The sequence below is a fragment of the Enterococcus sp. 2STP genome, assembly GCF_032465635.1.
Lineage (GTDB): Bacteria > Bacillota > Bacilli > Lactobacillales > Enterococcaceae > Enterococcus_B > Enterococcus_B lactis.
Map to the genome: position 1 here is coordinate 169,760 of NZ_JAWDJH010000009.1, position 22,831 is coordinate 192,590.

General features: G+C 40.1%; 18 protein-coding genes. 4 read left to right on the plus strand and 14 right to left on the minus strand.

Translation table 11 applies throughout. The annotated features are described in order from the left end of the window. Nucleotides 1-69: 69 nt before the first annotated feature. From RWU19_RS02695 to RWU19_RS02715, 5 genes are all read right to left on the minus strand, one after another. Nucleotides 70-6,168: a putative mucin/carbohydrate-binding domain-containing protein gene (locus RWU19_RS02695; RefSeq protein WP_123837752.1), complete on the minus strand. Its 6,099-nt coding sequence runs from the start codon at nt 6,166-6,168 to the stop codon at nt 70-72. A 36-nt stretch (nt 6,169-6,204) separates the two neighbouring features. Continuing rightward, complete coding sequence (locus RWU19_RS02700) at nt 6,205-6,609, minus strand: LPXTG cell wall anchor domain-containing protein (RefSeq protein ID WP_123837751.1); 405 nt, start codon at nt 6,607-6,609, stop codon at nt 6,205-6,207. A gap of 4 nt (nt 6,610-6,613) precedes the next feature. Further along, nucleotides 6,614-7,225, minus strand: a complete 612-nt coding sequence (locus RWU19_RS02705; RefSeq protein ID WP_002315812.1) for a hypothetical protein — start codon at nt 7,223-7,225, stop codon at nt 6,614-6,616. Nucleotides 7,226-7,261: 36 nt separating this feature from the next. Next, on the minus strand, nt 7,262-7,657 hold the full coding sequence (locus RWU19_RS02710; RefSeq protein ID WP_229507552.1) for a hypothetical protein: 396 nt from the start codon (nt 7,655-7,657) through the stop codon (nt 7,262-7,264). 529 nt (nt 7,658-8,186) lie between these two features. Then, a complete protein-coding gene (locus RWU19_RS02715) occupies nt 8,187-8,711 on the minus strand; it encodes a DUF664 domain-containing protein (protein ID WP_070770385.1) in 525 nt (174 codons plus the stop codon). Nucleotides 8,712-8,996: 285 nt separating this feature from the next. On the opposite strand from RWU19_RS02715, the gene RWU19_RS02720 reads away from it, so the two are divergent. Further along, nucleotides 8,997-11,237, plus strand: coding sequence for a collagen-binding domain-containing protein (locus RWU19_RS02720; protein WP_316002707.1), 2,241 nt, complete (start codon nt 8,997-8,999; stop codon nt 11,235-11,237). Between the two features lie 154 nt (nt 11,238-11,391). On the opposite strand, the gene RWU19_RS02725 is transcribed toward RWU19_RS02720, so the two are convergent. From RWU19_RS02725 to RWU19_RS02740, 4 genes are all read right to left on the minus strand, one after another. After that, nucleotides 11,392-12,378 carry a polyprenyl synthetase family protein gene (locus RWU19_RS02725; protein ID WP_024634764.1) on the minus strand — a complete coding sequence of 329 codons (987 nt, stop codon included), beginning with the start codon at nt 12,376-12,378 and terminating at the stop codon, nt 11,392-11,394. A 22-nt stretch (nt 12,379-12,400) separates the two neighbouring features. Continuing rightward, the gene (locus RWU19_RS02730) at nt 12,401-12,967 is read right to left on the minus strand and encodes a Gx transporter family protein (protein WP_042957083.1); all 567 of its coding nucleotides are present in this window, start codon (nt 12,965-12,967) and stop codon (nt 12,401-12,403) included. A gap of 13 nt (nt 12,968-12,980) precedes the next feature. Further along, complete coding sequence (locus RWU19_RS02735; protein ID WP_002315806.1) at nt 12,981-13,397, minus strand: NusG domain II-containing protein; 417 nt, start codon at nt 13,395-13,397, stop codon at nt 12,981-12,983. Nucleotides 13,398-13,851: 454 nt separating this feature from the next. Further along, a complete protein-coding gene (locus RWU19_RS02740; protein ID WP_002315805.1) occupies nt 13,852-15,786 on the minus strand; it encodes an NAD(P)/FAD-dependent oxidoreductase in 1,935 nt (644 codons plus the stop codon). Between the two features lie 301 nt (nt 15,787-16,087). Between RWU19_RS02740 and pplA the strand changes: the two genes are divergently transcribed. From pplA to menA, 3 genes are all read left to right on the plus strand, one after another. Continuing rightward, nucleotides 16,088-17,023 (plus strand): extracellular electron transfer flavoprotein PplA, encoded by a 936-nt coding sequence (pplA, locus tag RWU19_RS02745; RefSeq protein ID WP_002307821.1) that lies wholly within the window; start codon nt 16,088-16,090, stop codon nt 17,021-17,023. A gap of 89 nt (nt 17,024-17,112) precedes the next feature. After that, nucleotides 17,113-18,216, plus strand: coding sequence for an FAD:protein FMN transferase (locus RWU19_RS02750; protein ID WP_123837749.1), 1,104 nt, complete (start codon nt 17,113-17,115; stop codon nt 18,214-18,216). 12 nt (nt 18,217-18,228) lie between these two features. Then, nucleotides 18,229-19,182: a 1,4-dihydroxy-2-naphthoate polyprenyltransferase gene (gene menA / locus RWU19_RS02755; RefSeq protein WP_123837748.1), complete on the plus strand. Its 954-nt coding sequence runs from the start codon at nt 18,229-18,231 to the stop codon at nt 19,180-19,182. Nucleotides 19,183-19,370: 188 nt separating this feature from the next. Here the strand turns inward: menA and RWU19_RS02760 are convergent, their stop codons facing one another. The 5 genes from RWU19_RS02760 to RWU19_RS13960 form a co-directional block, all read right to left on the minus strand. After that, nucleotides 19,371-20,048 (minus strand): hypothetical protein, encoded by a 678-nt coding sequence (locus tag RWU19_RS02760; protein ID WP_260241628.1) that lies wholly within the window; start codon nt 20,046-20,048, stop codon nt 19,371-19,373. A gap of 53 nt (nt 20,049-20,101) precedes the next feature. Next, a complete protein-coding gene (locus RWU19_RS02765) occupies nt 20,102-20,647 on the minus strand; it encodes a hypothetical protein (RefSeq protein WP_260241629.1) in 546 nt (181 codons plus the stop codon). Between the two features lie 152 nt (nt 20,648-20,799). Further along, on the minus strand, nt 20,800-21,396 hold the full coding sequence (locus RWU19_RS02770; protein ID WP_123837745.1) for a hypothetical protein: 597 nt from the start codon (nt 21,394-21,396) through the stop codon (nt 20,800-20,802). Continuing rightward, nucleotides 21,396-22,331, minus strand: coding sequence for a hypothetical protein (locus RWU19_RS02775; RefSeq protein ID WP_024634756.1), 936 nt, complete (start codon nt 22,329-22,331; stop codon nt 21,396-21,398). Before RWU19_RS02775 ends, RWU19_RS02770 begins: the two co-directional genes overlap by 1 nt. Before the next feature lie 25 nt (nt 22,332-22,356). Continuing rightward, nucleotides 22,357-22,821, minus strand: a complete 465-nt coding sequence (locus tag RWU19_RS13960) for a CHAP domain-containing protein (RefSeq protein WP_410053483.1) — start codon at nt 22,819-22,821, stop codon at nt 22,357-22,359. Between the last annotated feature and the right edge of the window lie 10 nt (nt 22,822-22,831).

Consider the following 22,831-nt stretch of genomic DNA (forward strand, 5'->3'; position numbering starts at 1 on the left):
ACCGATTTCAATCGATTGATGGGCTTTTGTGTTCGTACATCATTTTCTTCAAATCAACAGCTTTCTATCTTACGAAGCAACCTCAAATCGATAGCGGATATCCAACCCAATATTGATTTCTTGCTGATAGTTTCCAAAGTATTGCCCTTCGATCATAAACTGGGTTTGTTCATTCGGTGCTAGCTCAGCAACTACCTGATTTGGTGTACTTTCATAAAGATCGACAAGGATATTGCTCGTCTTGTAATTCATACGAAGTTTTGCTGCTGCCCTCTCTGCAGATGGATCTGCATCAGCTGTACGTAACAGCTCCAAGTTATTCGTATTGTTCGTGATGTTGATTTCTTCCACGCTGACTTTTAGATTTCTCGTCCCAGCGTTCTCGATGTAGTAAAGCGGGGAAGAAACCATTCCTTTATTTACGTCAGTCGTTCCAAAAAGCAATTTTTTAGGAATCTTGACATCGATCCATTCCGTCGAGTTCTCCACGATAAATGGTACCGTATAGTTATACGTAGCTGTGCCACCTGTCGCTAATGTTTCTTCTACTTCGATGATCCCGTTACTTGTTCCAGCTTTACTTGTGTCAGGATATTGGATGAACTTTGTCACATGGATCGTATCGAATCCGTCAGTTGACAGATAAGATTCGATATTTTGACTTAATTCCTCTTCTGTCAATCCACTTTCAATGGTTTGCGTTTCTACTTTTAATTGGTTGATACGTAGAAGATTGAACCCATTAGCTGTCATTTCGTAAAAAGCTTGCGGATAGCCGATTACTTCTTTTACTAACTGTTCATTTCTTGAGACAGCTGTTTTATTTCCAAGTAGGTTATTCCCTGCAGAATCGAAAACTTCAAAAGAAAGCACATCACCATAGGCTAATTCATTTTGTCTAAGAACATTGTTCCAATTGCTTCTCAGTGTTTGTGCGTCCATAGCCAAGTTATTGGTCAAAAGGGAGAATCTTGGTGAAGTAAGATCACCACGATAAAATACTGCTTGTGGTGCAGAGGCTACTGGACTGAAAGAATCAAGTCCGTCTCCTTGCGTAGCTGTCAGTTTTGGCAAATTATTCTCTTCGGTCAATGACAGAACAGCTACTGTCTTATCAGAGTTTGCTGCCTGATCTTGCGCGATGATCGAGTTCCCCCACTTCACTTCATAAGGAACTGTCAGTTGTACGATACCTAGTCCATCAGTTGTACGGACTTCAACATCGATTTCACGCGTACCAATCAATGACGTATCAAGTTCTGAACGTAAGGTGACTTCATACTCACTTGCGTCTACGGCTGTGCCATTTACTCGTACATTTCTAACCAATTCCTTTAGATTGCGTCCATCGGCACTTTCACCTAAGTTGAACGTTTGTAGAGCCGCTTCAGCTTCCAACTGTTTGATTGGAACTAATCCATTGTCAGTCACTCGATAATAAGAGAAAAGGGTGCCAAAGGAATAGTTTTCCGCAACTTCATTTACCATCAGTCTGCTTCGGGTGTTGGATTCCGCATGGTAAACTTTGATGATATTCCCAGCGGAAACCTCTAATGGATCGCCTTGATTGAATCCATTGATTGCATTCCTGTTACTTATATTGCCAGGCACTTCATATTGATATGTGCTTGTTTCTCCGTCTAGTACTTCGATCAAATAATAGACACTACTTCCATAATAAGGATGAACTTGTGTATCTAAGTTCGCTCGGTTATCCCCAAAAGTTGAATGGAGACGCAGTGTACCATCAACGCTTCTCGTCAAACTGTATGCTCCTGCTGTACGATTGTTGAGCCCTCTTAAAGAAATCGTACTTCCCCATCTGACCTCATACGGTACAGTTGTTCTCAGGATGCCTAATCCGTCCGTCGTGCGTATTTCGACTTCGACTTCACGCGTATCGATCAACGTCGTGTTGACTTCGGAACGCAACGAGATTTCATATTCACTTGCATCCACTGCTACACCATTTACCTGCACATCCTTAACGAATTCTTTTAGGTCACGTCCGTCAACGCTTTCACCTAAGTTAAATGTCTGAGGGACTGCTTCAGCTTCCAAGTGTTTGATCGGAACTAAGCCATTGTCCGTTACTCGGTAGTAAGAAAAAGGTGTACCGAAGGAGTAGTTTTCCGCGACTTCATTTACCATCAATCGACTTCGACTGTGGGACTCCCCATGAAAGACTTTGATGATATTCCCCGCAGAAACTTCTAGCGGATTGCCTTGATTGAATCCATTGATTGCATTTCGGATAATCGCATTTCCTGTGACTTCATACTGATATGTGCTTGTTTCTCCGTCGAACACTTCGATAGAATAATAGACGCTACTTCCATAATAAGAATGGACTTGCATACCTTGATTCGTTCTATTGTCACCAAATGTCGAATGCAGACGCAGTGTGCCATCTGCGCTTCTCGTCAAACTATAGGCGCCAACTGTACGATCACTAAGTCCTCTTAAAGAAATCGTACTTCCCCATTTCACTTCATATGGTATTTCTACTTCCAATGAAATATTAGCTACAGTAGATGTTATCTTTACTTTAGCATTACGAGTACCTACCAAGGAAGTATCAAAACCTATGAGTTGTTCGACTTCGTATTTATCAGAAGAAATTACGCAGTTGTTTAACCCAACGTATTCAAATAAATCGTGGGGATTTAACTCCGTAATATCTTCACCAAGGACAAAGTCTTGCTTCAGTGATTTCGCTACTAGAACAGGTGCTGGTTCTAGTCCCTCTTCTGTCACTCTATAGTAAGCATAATCTGTTTCGTAAGTGTGATTTTTTTCTATTTCGTTTACCATTAAGTTGTTCCGATCGATATCAGAATCTCTACAAAAAACTCTGATCGTGTTACCCACAGAAACCTCCAAAGGATTACCGTGATTGAATCCATTGATTGCATCTCCAATGAGTTGGTCTCCTCTGACAGCATATTTATATATGCTGGTTTCTCCATCGAACACTTCCAAATGGTAAAAATCACTACTTCCATAATCAGGATGGACTTGACGATCTCGATACACGCTGTTGTCCCCAAATGTCGAATGAAGTTGTAGTGTGCCATCTCCATTTTTCGTCAAACTGTATGCTCCAACAGTAATATTACTGTTTCCTCTTAAAGAAATCGTACTTCCCCACTTGACGGTAATCGGCACTTCGATGACTGAAACAGCTCCCCCTGAATCTTCCAGTTGAATGCTAGCGGTCATCTCTCCAACACGGTCGATGTTTGGTCGGTTTAGATAAGTGGCTTTCAGTTCTGACGGATCGTCTCTGTCATCTGATACGTTTTCTAGCAGATCCATTGGCGAATCTGGCAATGATTCTCCTAAATACAATTCTTGCGCAATTGGATCAGCTGTTGGAGGGGCGTTTTCAACTGTAAAGGTGATCTCATAGTCATAGGAGACTGTTTTTCCTGTAGATAAAGTCTCTGTTACTCGGATCGTTCCACTTGTCGTACCGATGACAGAAGTATCTGGATACTGGACAAATCTATCCAAGTTGATGTTCTCTACACTTGATACATCTAAGAACTCGGCTAATCGGCTGTCTAATTCACTCTCCGTCGTCCCTTGTAAGATCGTATGACTTGATGTAGTCAATTTATTGATATTCAACGCGCGGTAACCGTTTGCTGTGATCTCGTAGTAGACTTCTCCGCCGTTAGAGACAAATTGCTCGTTTTCTGTCACTGCATTCTTTGTTGGATCTGCTACCCAAGCACGGACGACATCACCATAGTTGACCGTTTGTATCCTCCAGCGGTTTAAAACATCATCTTCTAACTCTCTACCTTGCGCGGCTACTATTTGACCAGCAGAATCGTTGGTTAGATTCACACTGTCTTTTTGACTCACATCATACCAAGAGAAACTATAGTAGTCTCTTCCATAGTAATCCGAATTGATAGCGAGATTACTTCCAAGAAGAGGTCTTCTTCCTTTGCTTGCAGTAATGAATGGAAGATTTCCCTGGTGATGTAAGGTAAACGCAGCAGCTGTCCTACTACTCATTGGGTCTCTTCCACCAAATACGACACTGTCTCCCCATATAACACCTATATTGATAGATGTATCTTGAGAAAGAGTTGTTCCATTCACAGTGACTCGAATCGATTGTGCTCTTCCAACGCTCACGGTATCTGTAGCAATAGGTGCAGCAGTCATTTCTACTTCATATTTGTCGTCATCAAGTTGCTCTCCATCTACCTCGACATCTAAAAACTGACGTAGATCAACTGTATTCATATCTGTTCCTAGCAATACCTTACTATCAGGCTTAGCCGTTACTTTAAATTTAGGAGTCACGACAAATGATACTGTGTAGTCGTATGTCACTGTTTTTCCTGTCGATAAGGTTTCTTCGACTTGGATTGTTCCAGTCTTTTCTCCTAAAGTAGAAGTATCTGGATAATCCAAGAATCTCACTACTCGAAGGTTCTCCTTGCCAGAAGTGTCTAGAAAACGACTGACTTGACTATCTAAAGATGCTTGCGAAGCGCCACGTTCAATCGATTGTTCTGTCGGTGTCAATGTGTTGATGTCCAATTTACGGTAGCCGTTCGTAGTGATTTCATAGTAGACTTCTCCACCATTAAAGACAAATGGCGCATCTATTGTCATTGAATTTGTCACTGCGTTCTTTTCTGGGTCTGCCACCCATGAACGGACGACATCACCATAGTTGACATAGTTGATTTGTGTATTCCAGCTATTCAAGATATCTTGGTTTCTAGCATTTCCTCTTGCTGAGACTGCTCGATCCGCGGAATCATTTGTCAAATCAAGAATATTTTTTTGACTCAAGTTGTACCAAGAAAAATTATAGTAATTTTGACCTAAATAATTTTCATTTATCACAAAATTAGTTAAACCCGAATTGTTTCTTCCTGTAACTGCAGTAATCACTGGACTTGTTCCACGATGATGTAAGGTGAAAGCAGCCACTGTCCTCATAGCTATTGGATCACTTCCACCAAACACGATACTGTCTCCCCATACGACAGGCATTTGGAAATGTATTCTTTCACTCTCATGAACGGTTCCATTCATCGTATAACGGATTCTCACCCATGCACTTTTTGATCCTACTGTCCCTACCACGTCCAAGCTACCTAAGTTAGTCTCAATGATCTCGTAACTATCTGGGCCAGAAGAAGGCAACAGGCTCCCATTAACCCTTACTATCAGACTATCTTTGTGTTCCTGAGGAAGCACACCCAAAATAAAAGGATTGGCAGGATTGGCGGTGATCTCTACAGTAGGTTCTGGTTCTGGTTCCCTAGTATTGACCGTAAAGTTCCCAATTGACAGATAGTTGATCGGTACATCTTCTATAGGCGTAGGACCTAATGGCCCCCACGAAGGTACCGCGGTAGCACCTAATACAAGATTATGGATCCCAGCTGTTAATTGGTAGTTGGTGCGGTTGCTGGCTCTTGTTCTAGTAATCGTCCCTGACATCGTCATCGTGAAATTATTATTGTTTATCGTGTGATTCGACGTAATATTAAGATCGCCAGAAGCACCCCCAACTTCGATGACTTCCGTACGTCCGATCTGGTAAGTTGTTAAATAATCACTTGTATGATTTGGCGGCCGACCATAGGACATCCCATCGAACCACTCAATACCGATATTACCATTACCAACAATGTATGCGATCCAGTCATTGCCATTACCGTGTACGAATGAATGAGTCGGGATCGTAAAGCTGTAAGTAATACTGTCCCCTACATTGGGACCCAGTTCCGATAAGTTGCTGACTCCTGCATTGAATCCAGGTTGGGCTGATGCCTGATAGGAACTTTCACCATTCCTTCTCAGTTCCCCACGGTACTGTGGGATATTTGGAAGAGCAGGATTCTGCGGGCTTGGCACAGCCGTTTCTGGTACGGGAACTGCTGGCTCTGTTTGCGGTTCGACGGTCGACGGTTCGGGTGTAGCTGGTTCCGCGGATGATTCTTCTGCTACAGGCTCGACTACTGCAGGAGCTTCTTCCACTTGCGGTTCGGCTATTGGTTCTGTCGGTGTTTCTTCATTTGCTGTCTCGCTACTTTCAGGCGTCAAAGATGAGACTGCGTAGACAAGGGTAGTCGGGCTGATGCTGGAAAACAGCAAGGTAAAAACTGCTAGTATTTTGAATAGTTTCATTTTTCTCTCCTCTCTCTTTTGTATTTGCTCGCTTGTCTAAACATCTGTGTCTCCAGGCAAGACTTTTTTACTTAATAAAGAAAGAGAACCGAGGAGAAGCAGCACACCTGCTGCCGTTACCCACCTGCTTGTTCTTACAGCATTCGTCTGAGGAAGATTGCCTTTAGTGTCGCTAGAACCGGATGTTCCTGACGTATCTCCACCGGTACTTTTTCCCGAATCAGTTGCGGAATCCGCAGTTGAGCCTGTATCAGGCCCAGCACTTGATCCTGTTCCAGGATCTGTGCTTGGACCTGTTCCAGGTTCCGTTGGTTTTTCTGAATAGATCAGTCCGCTAACTTCGATCGTGCTTTCTTTTTCTGCTGCATCTGCCAAACCGCTTATTGATAGACAGATAAACCCCAGAAGGAAAAACAGCGGAAGGATCCCTGTTTTTTTCATTTTTTTATACCCCTATTGCTTCAAATTGCAAGACAAGCTCATATTTAGGGTTGATGGCTTCCCCAAATTGGAAATTCGCTCCGACGCTACCAGAGAAAGTAAACTCTGTGACATCGTTTTGGTTCGGCAATGTCACTAACTCGCGTGGAAATTGCGGAGCAGTCGTTGGGTTGACTAAAGAGATAGATGTACTGCTGCTGACACTATCCATGTTCAACACTAATTCCGGCACTTTGTCTGCATCTTGCCCTTTGACGAAATTGCCCACAGAGACTTTCACGCCTTTTGTCGAATTGTTTCTGATTTGATAGATTGGTGCTACGACCTTACCCTCTGTCGCATCTGTTTGTCCGAACAAGACTTTTGTCGGGATCGATACATCGATCCAATCGACTGGATCCGTTGGCCCAGGTCCTGGTCCTGGATCAGTTGGGTCCCACTCTTTAAAAGTGCCTTCTGCTGGGATCGTTGCGTTATCTTGTTTTTGGACTGATTCGTAAACCGTATTCGGATCAGGTTCGCCACCCACCCATGTATAAGCGCTTACCGTTTGCCCGATTGCCGCACTGCTTACTAAGGCAAGTGCCGGCAACAACATTTTTCTTGAGACTCTCATTTCTTTTCCTCCTAAAAAATATATATTTGCTATCAGTTAACTTTCAACTGTTAACTTTCCAACGACAGAAGATGTTCCGACTACATTCTTTTCGGAATCCAAAAATTGGACCGTACTGATCGTTTTGTATGTTCCTTTAGCTACTTTACGCAACAGTTTGCCTTCACTTACATATTGTTCTGGCTGGATCACTCCAGAAATGTAGATTTCATCGTCTTCTCCTTCGATATAAGTTGTCACTTCGATGGCGTATTCGTTACTGGGCGGGTTTTGGATATTGACTGACCCAGGTTTGTCAGAGGTATCAAAACGCATCGTCGTATCCAACTTCAGCCGAACATAATCTTCGTCTGCTTGATCTTGCAGAAAATCACGCAACTCTTCTTCTGACATGTCCTTGATAAATGATTGATCGCCGCTATTCAAATTCATGATCACTTCCGGCTCTTTCCAAAAATGGTCATAGACAAAAAAGCCGCCGAGTGCAACTACCAGTACTACTAGGGAAGCGATGATCTTTTTTTTATGTCGTTTGACCAGAATATCTTCCTCCTTTGCCGCTTTTTATCGATAGAACTTTTCTGTTTTTTCTATAAAAACAAATGGATCTGATTTTATTTTTCCATAATGTTTTTATCGATAAAACTGCCTACCTGCTAATACTTTATCAGACTAAGAACACACTCTCAGAACAGTTTTTTCCTTTTATAGAAATATGTGGATGACCAGAAAAGTGAAATAAACTTCCTTCTTATTGGATTATTTATTAGGATGAACTAGTAACCGATTACAATAAAAAATGGAGGGATTTGAAATGAAAAAGAGAAAATTGCGTTTACTGACGGCTTCACTACTATTTAGTACATTCCTTACTACTATACAGACCATGGATGCCAATCAACTGAAATCAAAAAAGAACTTGCGACTTGTTTTTGTCGTAAGTTCTTTTTTATTTAGTGCCTTAGTCTTTCAATCCCAATAAACGTCTCGCATAGATCACCTGACCAGAGTGCATGGCAGCGTCATCAATAATAGAAACGAGACGCATCCCTCGCGTGACTGGTGGTGTCCAGCTCTTGTCAATTACTTCATCTAGTTCGGAAGGTTCTAACCCTCTTAAATAAGAAATAGCAGAATCAGAAGCAGCCCGCAAGTATCCTAGCAGGTCTTCTACTTGATTAGCTTGGATTTGTTTTGCTTGTTCCAGACTGTGCTTCCAATCTTGTTCGTCATCTGCTATCGTCATCGGAAACCGGCTTTCCCAATCTTGGCTGTGCCAAATTGGAGAGGTACTGGCTAAATCAGCAATCTGGAAATCCAATTCTCGAGCGGTATGCCAAGCCAGCCAAGTCATTGATTTGATTTGCGGAGCTCTGTCTTCCACTGGAAAACGGTTGGCCTCCTCAATAGAGACGCCTTCAAACAAGCGTTCAAATCGCTCGTATGCTCGGTCCACACTCTCGCATAACATATCTAAATAATTCATCTGTTTTCCTCCTTTTTATTTATCCTACTTGCTTTTTCCTAACTCTAGGATTTCTACTTATATGTTACTACACCCCCTCACTTTTTACACTTTCCAGTCACTAGCATGATCGTTTGGAGATTGAAAGAGAAAGATATTCTCTATTTTCCACTTGAACAAAAATCAACAAAATGAATGATTCATTAATATTGTTTAAATAAATAATGATTTTTTAAAACGAACAGTTTAAGCTTAGGAAAAAAAGAGTATAATAGGAAAATGTTTGAAATGAAAGGAAGGGAAAAGATGAAAAAAAGGGTAAGTTTATTAGTATTAGCTGCTTTATTGTTCAACATCTTTTCGTATGGTGTGGCTGTTTCAGCGGAAACATATATTCCTAAAGATCCTGGGAATGTTTATAATGATTTAACTGGGAATTATGGTTTGCTGGGAATTGCTGGTCAATTCCATGTATTTGCCAAAAACAAGACAACGGTTAATGCCCATACAGACGGAAATATAGCAACACATGAACTGGATGCAAATAATAATTTTGGGACAGAGCTTCATGAAGGCTTATTGAACCAAGAGATCAATTATATACAAAAAACTGATTCTTTCATTAATTCTTCTGGAATCCCTACTGGCGACACAAGAATGAATAAATTTGTCGTTGGTAGTAATGTGGATGTAGCATTACAAGATGGACGTCCTACGGTTAATGGAGCAAGGCTTGATCACTTAACTCCAGATGATTTCTATAAAGACCGTGATGGAAACGAATATATTGATTTCGAGCAAGAGTTTGCTAGATTGAATGTAGCAGCAAATGACCTTGCAACTGCCACTCCAGTTAAAACATATACTGCTGCGGATTTTCCAGACATGAATAATCGAACCATTGACTTGACTGGTTTATCAGATTCTGGATTTTTATTGGTAAATATCGACGCAGAAGTGTTAACGATGAATACGCCACTTCAAATCATTAATCCAAGTGATCAAGTAGTCGTATTTAATGTCATCAACAGTTCTTCTGCATTGAACGTACAGTCACCAATCAAATACAATGATCGTTCCAATCATGAAACAGAAGATTTTTCGGATGCGAATATCTCTTGGAATTTCGGAAATGAGATGACTGATTTGACAATCAGTGCTCCTTTTCAGGGTACGATCCTTGCGCCTAATGCCACTATTCACATTACTCAAAACCAAGACGGTACGATTATAGGGACAAATGTGATTTTAGATGCGGCTACCAATCGTTGGGAGCCTAACGAAATATTTATCAGCGACAATGGTACAGGCGGTACAGATACCACATCCACAAGTGATAGTACTGACACGTCAACTACAAGTGATAGTACCGACACAACGACTACAAGCGATAGTACGGATACCACGTCCACAAGTGATAGCACAGATACAACGACTACAACCGATAGCACAGATACTACTACCACAAGCGATAGCACAGATACAACTGCTTCAAGTGATAGCACAGACACAACTACCACTTCAAGTGATAGTACAGATACAACTGCTTCAAGCGATAGTACGGATACAACTACCACTTCAAGCGATAGCACAGATACAACTACCACAAGTGATAGTACAGATACAACTACCACTTCAAGTGATAGTTCCGACACAACGACTACAACCGATAGCACAGATACAACTACAACAAGTGATAGTACCGACACAACTACTACAAGCGATAGCTCGGATACAACGTCCACAAGTGATAGTACTGACACAACTACTACAAGTGACAGCACAGATACAACTGCTTCAAGTGATAGCACAGACACAACTACCACTTCAAGCGATAGTACCGACACAACTGCTTCAAGCGATAGTACAGACACAACTACTACAAGTGATAGCACAGATACAACTACCACTTCAAGTGATAGTACCGACACAACTGCTTCAAGCGATAGCACAGATACAACTACAACAAGTGATAGTACAGATACAACTACCACTTCAAGTGATAGTACCGACACAACTGCTTCAAGCGATAGCACAGATACAACTACCACAAGTAATAGTACTGACACAACAACTTCAAGTGATAGCACGGATACAACTCGAACAACAAGTGATAGTTCCGATACGTCAACTACAAGTGATAGCACAGACACAACTACCACTTCAAGTGACAGTACCAATACGGCAGATTCAAGCGACAATACAGATACGACAACTACCACATCAAGTGATGGTACAGGTACAACGACTACAAGCGATAGCTCAGATACTACTCGAACAATAAGTGACAGTACCGATACGGCAGATACAACATTTATCACAAGTGATAGTCGTCATGCAAGTGTCTCTTTCCCAAGAACAAGTTCGGATAACAAGACGAACGTTAACTTAGCTAATAAAACAAGCGATGATCATTTAAATAAATCAAAAAAAGTACTTCCTAAAACTGGAAGTCAATCAAATAATTGGATAACAGTCGCAGGCGTTATATTACTTGTAATCGGTTTAAGAATCACTTTCATGAGTCATAAGAAGTCGAAAAGATAAAAAAAATGATCCGAGATAAAAAATAAAGGGCAACGTCAGTTAGCGACGTTGCTCTTTATTTTTGCTTGTTAACATCAAAAAATCCATTTCAAGTGATCCAAAACACGCAGATTTCATCCTTAGGAATTTATCCACGTGTTGCACCAAATTCTATTCAGTCTTTGCGGTCTAGAATCAATTGAGTAAGGGAAAAAAGGTTTTCTCTCGTTCGAAGAGAGGTGTCAGGTAATTTCTTGATTTCTTTCAACGCCTTTTCGGTGTAGGCTGCTGCTAATTTCTTAGCTTCTCCCACACCTCCTGTACGTTCAACGATTTTGCGTACGGCTTCAACATCTTTTTCTGTCATTTCCGTTTTCTTCTCTAAATAAGGCAGTAAACTCTGTTTGTTTTTTTGCAAAGAATAGATCAATGGCAAAGAATAGACTCCTTGACGCATGTCTTCTAGTACAGGTTTCCCAATTTCCTGACTCTCTTTTGTATAATCCAAAATATCATCGATAATCTGGAAGGCCATCCCGATAGAAAGTCCGATATCTCCTGCTTTTTTTGCGAAACGCTCGCTTGTTCCACTTTCAAAAGCGCCAACAGAACAACTTAGTTGGAACAATTCAGCTGTCTTACCTGAGATATTCTCCAAATATTCTTTTACAGAAAGTTCATAATTATAGCGATCATCCATCTGCCCTAATTCGCCATTCAATACTTTTTCCATACTGCGAGAATTCAATTGAAGACTTTTCAGGGAAGTCGAGTAATCAGACAATAGTTTAAAACAGCAGACGAATAAATAATCTCCTGCATAGACAGAAACGACATTCCCAAACTGACTACGGATATTAGGCTGACCACGTCGCAGATCTGCTTCATCAACGATATCATCATGAATCAGTGTGGCCGTATGGAGCATTTCGATGGAAGCTGCCAAAGCGATGGCTTTGTCCCGGTCTTGCTCTGGTCCAAATTGTGAGAACAGTAGCTGATAGGCAGGTCGCAACAGTTTTCCGCCGGCATGAATCGTTTCTTTGATTGCTTGTTCGACAGGTTTGTTTTTCAGACGGACAGTTTCTTCCATCCGTTTTAGTGTTTCTGTCAATTCTTTACTTAAAGCAGGATAGTTTTCCCACATTGGATGTAGCTTCATAAAAAAACTCCTTGTGTGACGATTATTTTTTAGTAAACATCGGGCTCCATTGTTGTTTGGTTCCCTGCTCATAATCTTTTTGGAATCGTTGCAGTGTCTGCACATGTCGTAAAAGATAATTCGCCGCGATCCCGATAGCGATTCCTGACAAGATTCCTAAAACGGAAAGGACTGGCAAGTACAGCATGACTGTCCATGATTGCGCAATGAAAGAGGCCATCAAAAGCTGACCGACATTATGCATGAACCCGCCGGCCGCACTGATTCCGATGATACTGACACGTTTGGGACCTAATTGCTTGACCAATAACATCCCAAAATAACTAAGCAGCGCACCGCTCATACTATAAAGGAACGTAGAAATCGTTCCACCTAGCAAGGTAGTCAGAAATAGTCGCAGCCACAATAACAAGAAGCTGTCCCGTTTTTTCATGGTAAAAATCGCAACGATCGTGATCAGGTTGGCTAATCCCAGTTTTGCCCCAGGCGCAAAAGCAAAAGGATAAGGGATCATATTTTCCAGTAAGCCAATGATCACTCCTTGTGCAACAAGTAGCGAAATATAAATCATTTTTTGTAATTTGCTCATGGTGTGTGAAGGTCTAATAAATCAGACTGTCTTCGTCACCCCCATCTGTTGATCGGACCTCGATCACTAATTTATGTGGTAAACAAACAATGGTTTCGCCATTTTTTGTTGCCCAGCCTCGACGTACGCAGATCTGGTCATCGCAATCTGCTTCTTTTATCCGTACTCGATCGCCATCTATCTCGATCAAGTTATAATCTCCGTGTTTATCTTTGTAAGTATATGTGTAGCTCTTTTCTCCAGCCATCAAAGGGAATGTTTTGATTTCTGTGCCATCCACACGCAGTACCGCTTCTTTTTCTGCTGTTGCGGTGTTTTGCTGAAGACCAAAAATCATGACTGGTAAAAAAGAAAGAACAGTCAAAAGAAAAATTATAAAAACATCCCAAGGTTTGAGCAGACTTTTTTCAGCAAATTCTTTAAGGCTCATTTTTGTTCTCCTTTTTCCAGATTAACTCACCCAATTTTAGCATAAAAACAAGAGGTTGTGACACCTGTGACTTGCTTTGAGTAATAAGAACGAAGAGTAGGAAACAGCTTTCCATGTTTTCTGATTCTTTGGACTTATTACCGAGAAGCAGCAGGTGGAACACCGTTTATATCAAGAGGTTGTGACAGAAGTGGGCAGCTTCAAGAAATAAGAAGGAATTTATGAAAATTGCTTCTCAAATTTTTGTGAAATTTCGTCTTATTTCCGAAGAAGCTACTTCTGGAATACCGTTTATCAGAGGTTGTGACACCTGCGTCTTGCTTTAAGCGTGGTGGCTTATCTCGGGCATCTTATTCCTTTATTTTACATAAAAAGGAGGCTGCGACGGTTTGCCTCAGCCCCTTTCTATTGAAATCTTGCATTCAAGTAACGTTGTTCATTTATTTTTATCTATTTATTTCTTGCCGTATTGGGCACTTGGTCTACCGTACCACCAATTGCCTAGTGTACGTTGTAGCCATGGAATCACCCAGCGATCCAAACCAATCGCACGACCGGAACCGTTCATCAATGCGAAAGCAACAAAAATGAACCAAATGTTTACCCAGTAAAACATACCTGATAAACAGAACGTGATCACTAATACGATCGTTGTCGCACTGCATAGCCATGTGAATAATCCAGCAATCAATGCTAATGCCAAGGCAATTTCAAAGAATACCATGAATTTCTGGAAGAACATTGCTACATCATTATTTGGCATGATCACTTGCATGATCTTTGTGAACCAGTCTGGTGACTTCTCAATCACAGCCATTGGTTCTTCTCCGTATGCATAACTCAAACCGAAATGTGCAGCATGAGTCGCTGCTTCTCCGGCACTTGCCCCTGCTCCGCTAGCAGCTGTCGTTGCATCTCCAGCAGCAGAAGCACCACTGGCAACATCTGTTACATTATATTCCCATGTCCAAGGGAATACGCTGTTTCCAGTGAACCATGATCCTTCACCAAACCATGTACTTGGTTTGAACACTTCACCATTCCCAATGATTTTTTTAGAAGCTTCAACGAACCAAACTAAACCATAGAAAATACGAAGTGGCACACTCCATAAGACGTTGCCGTAACGAGAAGAATGTCCTCGAGTCACGTTGCGATCGTCTTTGATATGGAAAAACTCATGCATTAAATATTGGAACATATAATAACCAGAACGAATATCAAAGAAGTATTTCAAATTCACGATATGTTTCATTACGATAGCTAAAAATCCGCTTAGATGGATCTTGTCAAATAGGTTAGCTACCCCCCATTTGGCACCAATAGAAACCATAAATCCTTGATAGTTCCCTTTAAATTTATGCTTTTCTCCGCCTTTGATCGAAGCCACGATATTCGCTGCGGCTGTGTGTCCTGTTTGTTCAGCAGCTTGGACGATCTGCGGTGTCGGTGTTCCTGGAAACTCTTCATAAAAGACTAAATCACCGATGATATAGATGTTTTTATCTTCGTAGCCTTTTGCCTGCATGTATTCATTGGCGATCAACCGCTGTCCGCGTGCTGCTTCTAATCCAAAGTCAGCAGCGTCAGAAGTTCCTTTAACACCGGCTGTCCAAATCAGTGTGTGAGTCGGAATGTTGCGTCCGTCCTTCAGCTTGATATGATCCGCAGCCACCTCTACGATTGGTGCATTCAATAATAATTCTACATTGTGCTTACGCAAATAGCGTTCAGCTTTTGCAGCATCATTTCGGTCTAACATATTCAAGATCGTCGGCATTGCCTCTACGACCATTAGTGTGATCTCGTTTGGATCTAACTTATAATCTTTGGCTAAGCGATTTTTCCAGTCGATCAGTTCCCCAATCATTTCAATACCAGTAAACCCAGAACCACAGACAACGAAAGTCAGCATGGCTTTACGCAACTCATCATTTGGTTCCAATGCAGCTTTTGCTACTGTTTTCTCAATATGTTCACGAATCCTTACAGAGTCTTCAAATGACCAAAGAGTGAATCCGTGTGCTTTGACACCAGGTGTACCAAAGTCATTCGGCTCTCCGCCCATTCCAAGGATCAGCTGATCAAAAGGATAGGAACCTAATTTGGTCTTGACGATTTTCTGTTCTTTATCGATACCGACAACTGTGTCTGTGACAAGCTGTACATTCTTTTGACGAGCAAACAAATGCTGCAGATCGTATTGGATTGCTTCTGGTTCTACACGTCCGCCAGCTACTTCATGCAACTCGGTCATCATAGTATGGTACGAATGACGATCGATCAGAGTAATTGCTACATCTTCTTTTTTCAGTTTCTTTGCCAAGTATTTTGTAGCTGAAACACCGGCATATCCTGCTCCTACAACGACAATATTTTGCTTTGCCATTGATCATCCGCTCCTTATAGACTATCTATATAATGAATATATGATAATTCTTTTAGTTTGATACTTATTACACAATCTCCATATATTATATAGATGTTCTGTTCTTTTGTCTAACTCCTTTTGGATTTTTTTCAAATTTTAAAATAAAGCGTTTTTTCACGAAATTTGCTGAAAGAAAACGTTTGAAATATTACATGGGTTATTTATCGAAAATAGTTGACTTATAGGCTAAAAAGATTAGAATGTATAATGAATCACAAAGAAAAATTGTGGACTAAAAATGGAATGGTGGGGTATTAAAATGAAGAAAAAACGTTTTGTAACTGGATTTGCCGTGTTAGCATTTTCAGCTCTAGTGTTAGGCGCTTGCGGCGCAGATGACAACGGAAGTTCAAATTCTTCTTCTGAATCATCTACAGCACAATCTTCGACTGCAAAAAGCACAACAGAATCATCTGCAAAAGTTGTTGCTGGCGGAGACTTGCAAGACGGCACATATAAATTAGAAGAAAAAAATTATTCAAATGGTTACCGCGCAGTCTTTGAAATGGTTGTAAAAGACGGCAAAATCACTGAATCAAAATATGATAACGTCAATGAAAACGGCGAATCAAAAACAAAAGATGCAGAATACAACAAAAACATGGAAGCTAAATCTGGCACAAATCCAGAAAAATACATTCCTGAGTTGAATGACCAATTCTTAAAAGCACAAAGCGCAAGCGGTGTGGAAGTCGTAACTGGAGCTACTCACTCATCTGAAAGCTTCCAAAACTACGCACAACAATTGATCCAAGCTGCTCAAGCTGGTAACACAGATACAATCGAAATCGACAATGGTGCTGATTTGAAAGACGGCACTTACAAGCTAGAAGAAAAGAACTACTCTAACGGCTACCGTGTGCAATTCGAAATGACAGTTGCTGGCGGCAAAGTAACTGAATCAAACTTTGATTATATTGACAAAGACGGTAAATCAAAACAAGATGATACAGAATACAATGAAAACATGAAAGCCAAAAGCGGGACAGAACCAAAAACTTACATCCCTACTCTTAACGATGAATTCGTCAAAGCAATGGGTGAAGAAGACGGCTCACCAGCTGATGTAGAAGTTGTTACAGGTGCTACACACAGCTCACATTCATTCATCATGTACGCACAACAATTAGTGAATGCAGCTGAAAAAGGCGACACTCAAACAATCGAAGTAGATAATATCGTAACAGAAAAATAATCACATAATCATACGAATAAAAGTTGGAGGGTGGGACGATAGCCAGGTTAGGCAGTCGTCTCACCTTTCAAAATGAAGAGAGGAAAACAATGCGGAAAAAACTACTATTTTCCTTAATCACACTGAGCATCTCTTTTATGGTGCTAACTGGCTGCACTAACTCAACAAAAAATACAACCACTGAAAGTTCAGCATCTACCAAGATCTTAAAAGATCCGTACTCTGATGAACAGTTCTTGTTAGGGACTTACGTTCGTATCCGTGTGTATGATGAAGGCAAAGAATCAGCATTGAAACCTGCCTTTGATCGAGTAAAAGAACTTGGTGATAAAATCACGATCAATCAAAAAGGTTCCGAGATCGATGAAGTGAATGAACAAGCTGGTATCAAACCAGTAAAAGTTTCTGACGACGTCTACACGTTAGTCAAACGAGCCTATGAATACAGCCAAGATTCTCAAGGCGGATTCGATATGGCAATTGGTGCGATCACTCAATTATGGCGAATCGGTTTTGATGACGCCAGAAAACCTTCACAAGAAGAAATCGATCAGGCATTGAAATTAGTGGATTATCATAAGATCGAACTAAATGACAAAGAAAAAACGGTCTATCTAAAAGAAAAAGGGATGATCATCGACTTAGGTGCAATCGCCAAAGGCTACATTACGGACGAAGTAGTAAAAGTCTTGAAAAAACAAGGTGTGACTACTGCTATCGTTGACTTAGGTGGGAATGTCTATGTCTTAGGACACAGCCCAAGAGGCGAAAATCAAGACTGGACAGTTGGCATCCAAGATCCAAATATGGCTCGTGGCTCTGTTCTAGGTTCTATCAAAGAACGGAACAAAACGTTAGTTACTTCTGGAATTTACGAGCGCTATTTAGAAGTAGATGGCAAAAAATACCATCATTTGTTCGATCCAAAAACGGGTTACCCGTTCGACAACGATATCGCAAGTGTCACGATCATAACAGATAAATCGATCGATGGTGATGGTCTGTCTACAGCAGTCTTTTCAATGGGTGTGAAAAAAGGTCTGGAATATGTCGAAAGCGAATTGAACAATGGGACGGAAGCAATCTTCGTGACGAAAGACGATAAAGTATATGTGACCGATCCAATCAAAGACACTTTCAAATTATCTGAGGACTCCCATTACACGATGGGTGACCGTTCTGAACTAAAATAAGGAGCACGAACCATGACACTAAAAATCTTTTTAGAAGTAGTTGAAATACGAACAAAGGTGGCTAGTGTATTTCCTTTTGCGGTAGGGGTATTATTCTCTATCGCTTTTTTTCACGAGATACATTGGCTGAACACTTTTTTATTTTTTATTGGGATGCTAGTTTTTGATTTGGCGACTACCGCGATCAATAATTACATGGATTATGAAAAGGCGCATTCTGAAGTATATAAGTATGAAGAAAACGTCATTGGTCGCAGAAATCTATCCCCTGTATTGATTCGAAACATGATTTTAGCGATGATCGCATTCGTTTTTGTTATTGGCGTTATTTTAACGATCAATACGGGTTGGCTTTTGCTTTTGATGGGATTTATCTGTTGTTTTATCGGAGTATTCTATACATTCGGTCCAATTCCCTTGTCTCGAATGCCTTTAGGGGAAATCTTCAGCGGGGTGACTATGGGACTTGGGATTTTTGCCATGGTCGTTTATGTCAATACATTCGGTTCGGATGTCTATGATCTGACAATCAACTTTTCATCCGGGCAATTTGCTTTGGTAGGAAACCTTTGGGCTGTAGCAGCAATTGTCTTAGCCTCTTTACCCCTGGTGTTTACGATTGCCAATATCATGTTAGCTAATAATTTGCGAGATCTTGACCGCGATATTGAAAATCATCGCTATACACTGGTTTTTTATATCGGACGTCCAGCAGGAACAGTCTTATTTCAGCTATTGATGTATGCTTGCTATTTTGTGATTTTGATGGGATTGTTAAGTGGTATCTATGAATGGCCGATCTTAGTCACCTTCTTGACTTTTCCAATTGTGAAGAAGCATTTAGATCAATTCAAGCAAACATTACCCCAACCTATCAGTTTCAGCTATTCCATCAAAAATATGGTCTTATTCAATGCTAGCTATGTATTGGGTTTATTACTAACGATCGTTGTACAAGCCATTTAACGACTTGAAGAGGTTGTGACAGAAGTAGTCAGCTTCAAGAAATAAGAAGGAGTTTACGAAAATTGCTTCTCAAATTTTTGTGAAATTTCGGCTTATTTCCGAAGAAGCTACTTCTGGAACACCGTTTATTCGAAAATAAGGGCTGTGACAAGACTTTTGTCACAGCCCCTTATTTTTTTTGATTCGTATCAGCGAACTTGATGAGGCCTTTTTTGAACTGATGAATTTCTCGTAGATCCAGCATTTTTGCGTGCTTGTTCTACTTTATTTCCCAAGTTTAGATTTTGTTTATCTTTCTGTCCATCTCTACGCACAGCTGGCAATAAATTGTTCAACGCTTGGGATATTTCTTGTTCATTGCGAAGGTGTAACTTGACATTTGCAGTATCAGCAAGATCGTTGATCGTACTGATAACAGATGATACTTCGTTAGGGTAAAATTTTTTATAACTGTTTTTTAAAGCTTTTACAGCAAATCCTTCTTTATAGTTCAACCGTTTAAATGTTTTACTGCTTTTTATATAACTTGGTTTATCCTTGATTTCTTTTCTTTTTCCATATATTTGTTGCTCAAGATCATGCATTTGATGACAAATTTTTCCATAATCAATCAAATTGTTCTGATAATCTTTAATTAGCTTTACAGATTGTTTATAAATCGACATTCCATTTTTATATTCGTTAGATTGAAAAGCTTTTTTAAATTCGTTTCTGTACTCAGGATTTTCTAGAGCTACCCCTTCCTTCTGTATTTCTTTTTGTCCCTTAATCAGTTCTTTGTATATTGATTGCCAGTCTTCACAAACACTTTTGAATTTCTCGTTCAGCAATTCTTTTTCTTTTTTTACGTCCTTTTTATTAGACATTTTTTCAGACCTCGCTTTTTGTTTTATTAAGCCTACATGTTGGCTTTGCTGTTTTACCGACAACCGTTTTTTTTTATGGCTTGATTTTCTCTAGGATTATTTGGGGTACTTTTAAGGGCTGCTCTAGCTTTAATAATGTCTTCTAACGTGATTTGAAAATTACTAGGCGGGCGTTCTTTATTCACTTGTTGCTTGTATAATTCAATCCCAAAATTTGTTGTCTTCCGGATATCATTCATTGATCGTTCAACGTTATGACTTAAATAAGATTTGGCTGTGCCCACCACATATCCTTTTCTTTTCATCGTCTTGCTTTTATACTGATAATCATTTTTGTCATTCAATAGCTTTCTTACATCTAGAATCTGTTCTTCGACATCTGCTAATCTTTGATTCCATACCCTATAAGTTTCTTTTGTTTGATTATATTCATCAAGCAACACTTGCTTTTTAGGAGGTGCAATCATTCTTTTCGTCATTTCCTTCTGTTGTTTGTTTAACGTTTTTTCTATTTCTTTGACGTTATCTAAAATATAAGTAAAGTGATTATTCAGTATGTTCTTACTACTGCGTAAATAAGCTTTTTCTCGTTTATCCATCATGAACCTCCGCTTTATTCACTAAATCGAGTCATGCGCTGTTGACCATTGCGTCTTGTTTCATTTGTCTATTGTTCTTGAGATACAAACTGTTATACGCTTGATTTAGAAAATGCTTAGGAAGAGATGGAAATCTCGTTCTTCCTAAGTCATTACCTTGTCGTAGCTGGGATATTCCGGTTTAAATTCCCCGATCTTTGAGCACTATTTCTTCTGTTTAGTTGCTTTGCTTTATTGGTTGCGCGAACTTTTACAGACTGGAGTGATTGTTGATGACTTACTTTTCTGTTCGTTTTTGTCTTAAATTCGCTATTACTTTTCAATATTTGCGGTTTTTCCATAGAAGAATTTCCATTAGTAGGAGGACCTTGTTCTCTTGTTAAATGATCCCTTGGTATGGAAATCTGTGAGGTTTTTTGTTGCTGGATCGATTCTTTTGGTCTTATTTTTGTTTGTTGTTTTTCTGAAGAGACAGTAATTTGTTGTTTCCCCCGCATCTTTTCCACAAAATCGATACTTCTTGTTCTAGCGTTATATAAAAGTTTAAACATAACTATTGGAACACGAGGCAGGCTTTTAATAGTCTCGCGAAAACTTTTCTTTCTCACAAGATTGATCGTTCCTCTTCCAATTCTATATAGAGACTTCACGGCAAATAATAAAATACGGGGAGTGCTTTTAGCGAGATAGAGAAACCCTCTTTCCGTGAGTTCTACTTCTTTATCTTTCGCAGCATTATTTCCATCCATCAGTTCGTCACATCTCTTTCTGTGATAATGACCTTGTTCCCTTCTTCATCTGTTGTCTCTATCGTCCGTTCGGGCAAATCGTCGCGTGTTGCCCCATCTTGCGTTAGTGTGACATCGTCATATTTTTTTTCATAGTAAGAGTTCCACTTGAAGGTCCCTACTGGTCCTGCCAAGATATATTTTGATCCTTCTTCTGTTATCTTAAAATTAATATCTTGTTTTCTATCATTTCCGTCTGTTCGGCTTAATGAAACAGTAGCTCCGCTTTGTTCCGTAACTATTCCTGTTATGGTATATTGGAATGTCTCCGTTTCCTGATCATCACCTTCGATTTTCGTTTGAATATATTCTCCATCTTTGAATTCCAGCTTGAATGTTCGATCTGAATTTTTGTTCTCCCAGTGACCTTGCGTCAGGATATCAGACCACATTTGGTTCACTGCTTTTTCAGCCGCTTCGATTTGTTCTGCATTTTCTGATTCCATTTTTTGTTTGATGTCTTCATTCGGATATAAGAAGATCTCTTCTTCTCCTTCTTTCAGATACATCACTGTGCTACCCATCCGTGTTTGTAACTGGAACTCCTTTGTTTTTCCATCTTCTGCTTCTAAAACCATAATATTTTGGTCCTTGAGGTAGTATTCGCCTTTAGGAATCCAGGAAGAAGCCCAGTAAGTTCCATCTGCATCTAACTCGATATACATATCATCCGAACGGTTCGAATACCATGTTCCGCTGTAGATTGTTCCGTTATAACGTCCGATCGTTTCTTTGCTTTCTTGAGTTTGTTCTGTCTTATCATTTGCTTGGGCTGTTTCCTTTGGTTTTCCACTCATCAGTGAATAAGTGACAAGAGTAATTACTGCCACGATTAGAACAGCTATACCTATAATGATGTTTCTTCCAGCTTTTGTCTCTAAAAAATTTTTAAGCATCTTCGCACCTTTCCTAAAAATAAGATTATGGGGTTCCATACCCCGAGATAGCTATGCTATCTAAAGCATAGGTTCTTCTTCTTACTCGATTGTCGGAATTTCCTTCGATGACTTGGACCATTCCGCCCCCTGCATATTCCACAATTCCGACAAAATCCTTGCCAGTTCTTCCACCTGACCAATCAAAGAAAATAAGATCACCAGATTGTGGTAAATACTCTTCATCATGACGTTTGAATTTTTCATTTTCGTAAAACCAGTCTCTCATCGCTAATACATTTGGCGTCTTCAATACTTTATTTTGACTGATGTAACCTGCTTGATCTGCTACCCATGAAACGAACATCGCAGACCATTCTGCACGATTTTCAAAACCAAACCAGCGCCAATATTTATCACCATTCAAATTCCCTAACTCTTCTCTAGCTATTTCTACCATCCGTCCACTCTCGACCATGATATTATTCGTTACAAGTTGCGCATAAAACATATTTCCATAA

Coding starts and splice junctions, on each gene's coding strand:
- RWU19_RS02695 (WP_123837752.1), bottom strand. CDS start 6,168: ATGAAACTATTCAAAATACTAGCAGTTTTTACCTTGCTGTTTTCCAGC.
- RWU19_RS02700 (WP_123837751.1), bottom strand. CDS start 6,609: ATGAAAAAAACAGGGATCCTTCCGCTGTTTTTCCTTCTGGGGTTTATC.
- RWU19_RS02705 (WP_002315812.1), bottom strand. CDS start 7,225: ATGAGAGTCTCAAGAAAAATGTTGTTGCCGGCACTTGCCTTAGTAAGC.
- RWU19_RS02710 (WP_229507552.1), bottom strand. CDS start 7,657: ATGAATTTGAATAGCGGCGATCAATCATTTATCAAGGACATGTCAGAA.
- RWU19_RS02715 (WP_070770385.1), bottom strand. CDS start 8,711: ATGAATTATTTAGATATGTTATGCGAGAGTGTGGACCGAGCATACGAG.
- RWU19_RS02720 (WP_316002707.1), top strand. CDS start 8,997: ATGAAAAAAAGGGTAAGTTTATTAGTATTAGCTGCTTTATTGTTCAAC.
- RWU19_RS02725 (WP_024634764.1), bottom strand. CDS start 12,378: ATGAAGCTACATCCAATGTGGGAAAACTATCCTGCTTTAAGTAAAGAA.
- RWU19_RS02730 (WP_042957083.1), bottom strand. CDS start 12,967: ATGAGCAAATTACAAAAAATGATTTATATTTCGCTACTTGTTGCACAA.
- RWU19_RS02735 (WP_002315806.1), bottom strand. CDS start 13,397: ATGAGCCTTAAAGAATTTGCTGAAAAAAGTCTGCTCAAACCTTGGGAT.
- RWU19_RS02740 (WP_002315805.1), bottom strand. CDS start 15,786: ATGGCAAAGCAAAATATTGTCGTTGTAGGAGCAGGATATGCCGGTGTT.
- pplA (WP_002307821.1), top strand. CDS start 16,088: ATGAAGAAAAAACGTTTTGTAACTGGATTTGCCGTGTTAGCATTTTCA.
- RWU19_RS02750 (WP_123837749.1), top strand. CDS start 17,113: ATGCGGAAAAAACTACTATTTTCCTTAATCACACTGAGCATCTCTTTT.
- menA (WP_123837748.1), top strand. CDS start 18,229: ATGACACTAAAAATCTTTTTAGAAGTAGTTGAAATACGAACAAAGGTG.
- RWU19_RS02760 (WP_260241628.1), bottom strand. CDS start 20,048: ATGTCTAATAAAAAGGACGTAAAAAAAGAAAAAGAATTGCTGAACGAG.
- RWU19_RS02765 (WP_260241629.1), bottom strand. CDS start 20,647: ATGGATAAACGAGAAAAAGCTTATTTACGCAGTAGTAAGAACATACTG.
- RWU19_RS02770 (WP_123837745.1), bottom strand. CDS start 21,396: ATGGATGGAAATAATGCTGCGAAAGATAAAGAAGTAGAACTCACGGAA.
- RWU19_RS02775 (WP_024634756.1), bottom strand. CDS start 22,331: ATGCTTAAAAATTTTTTAGAGACAAAAGCTGGAAGAAACATCATTATA.
- RWU19_RS13960 (WP_410053483.1), bottom strand. CDS start 22,821: ATGTTTTATGCGCAACTTGTAACGAATAATATCATGGTCGAGAGTGGA.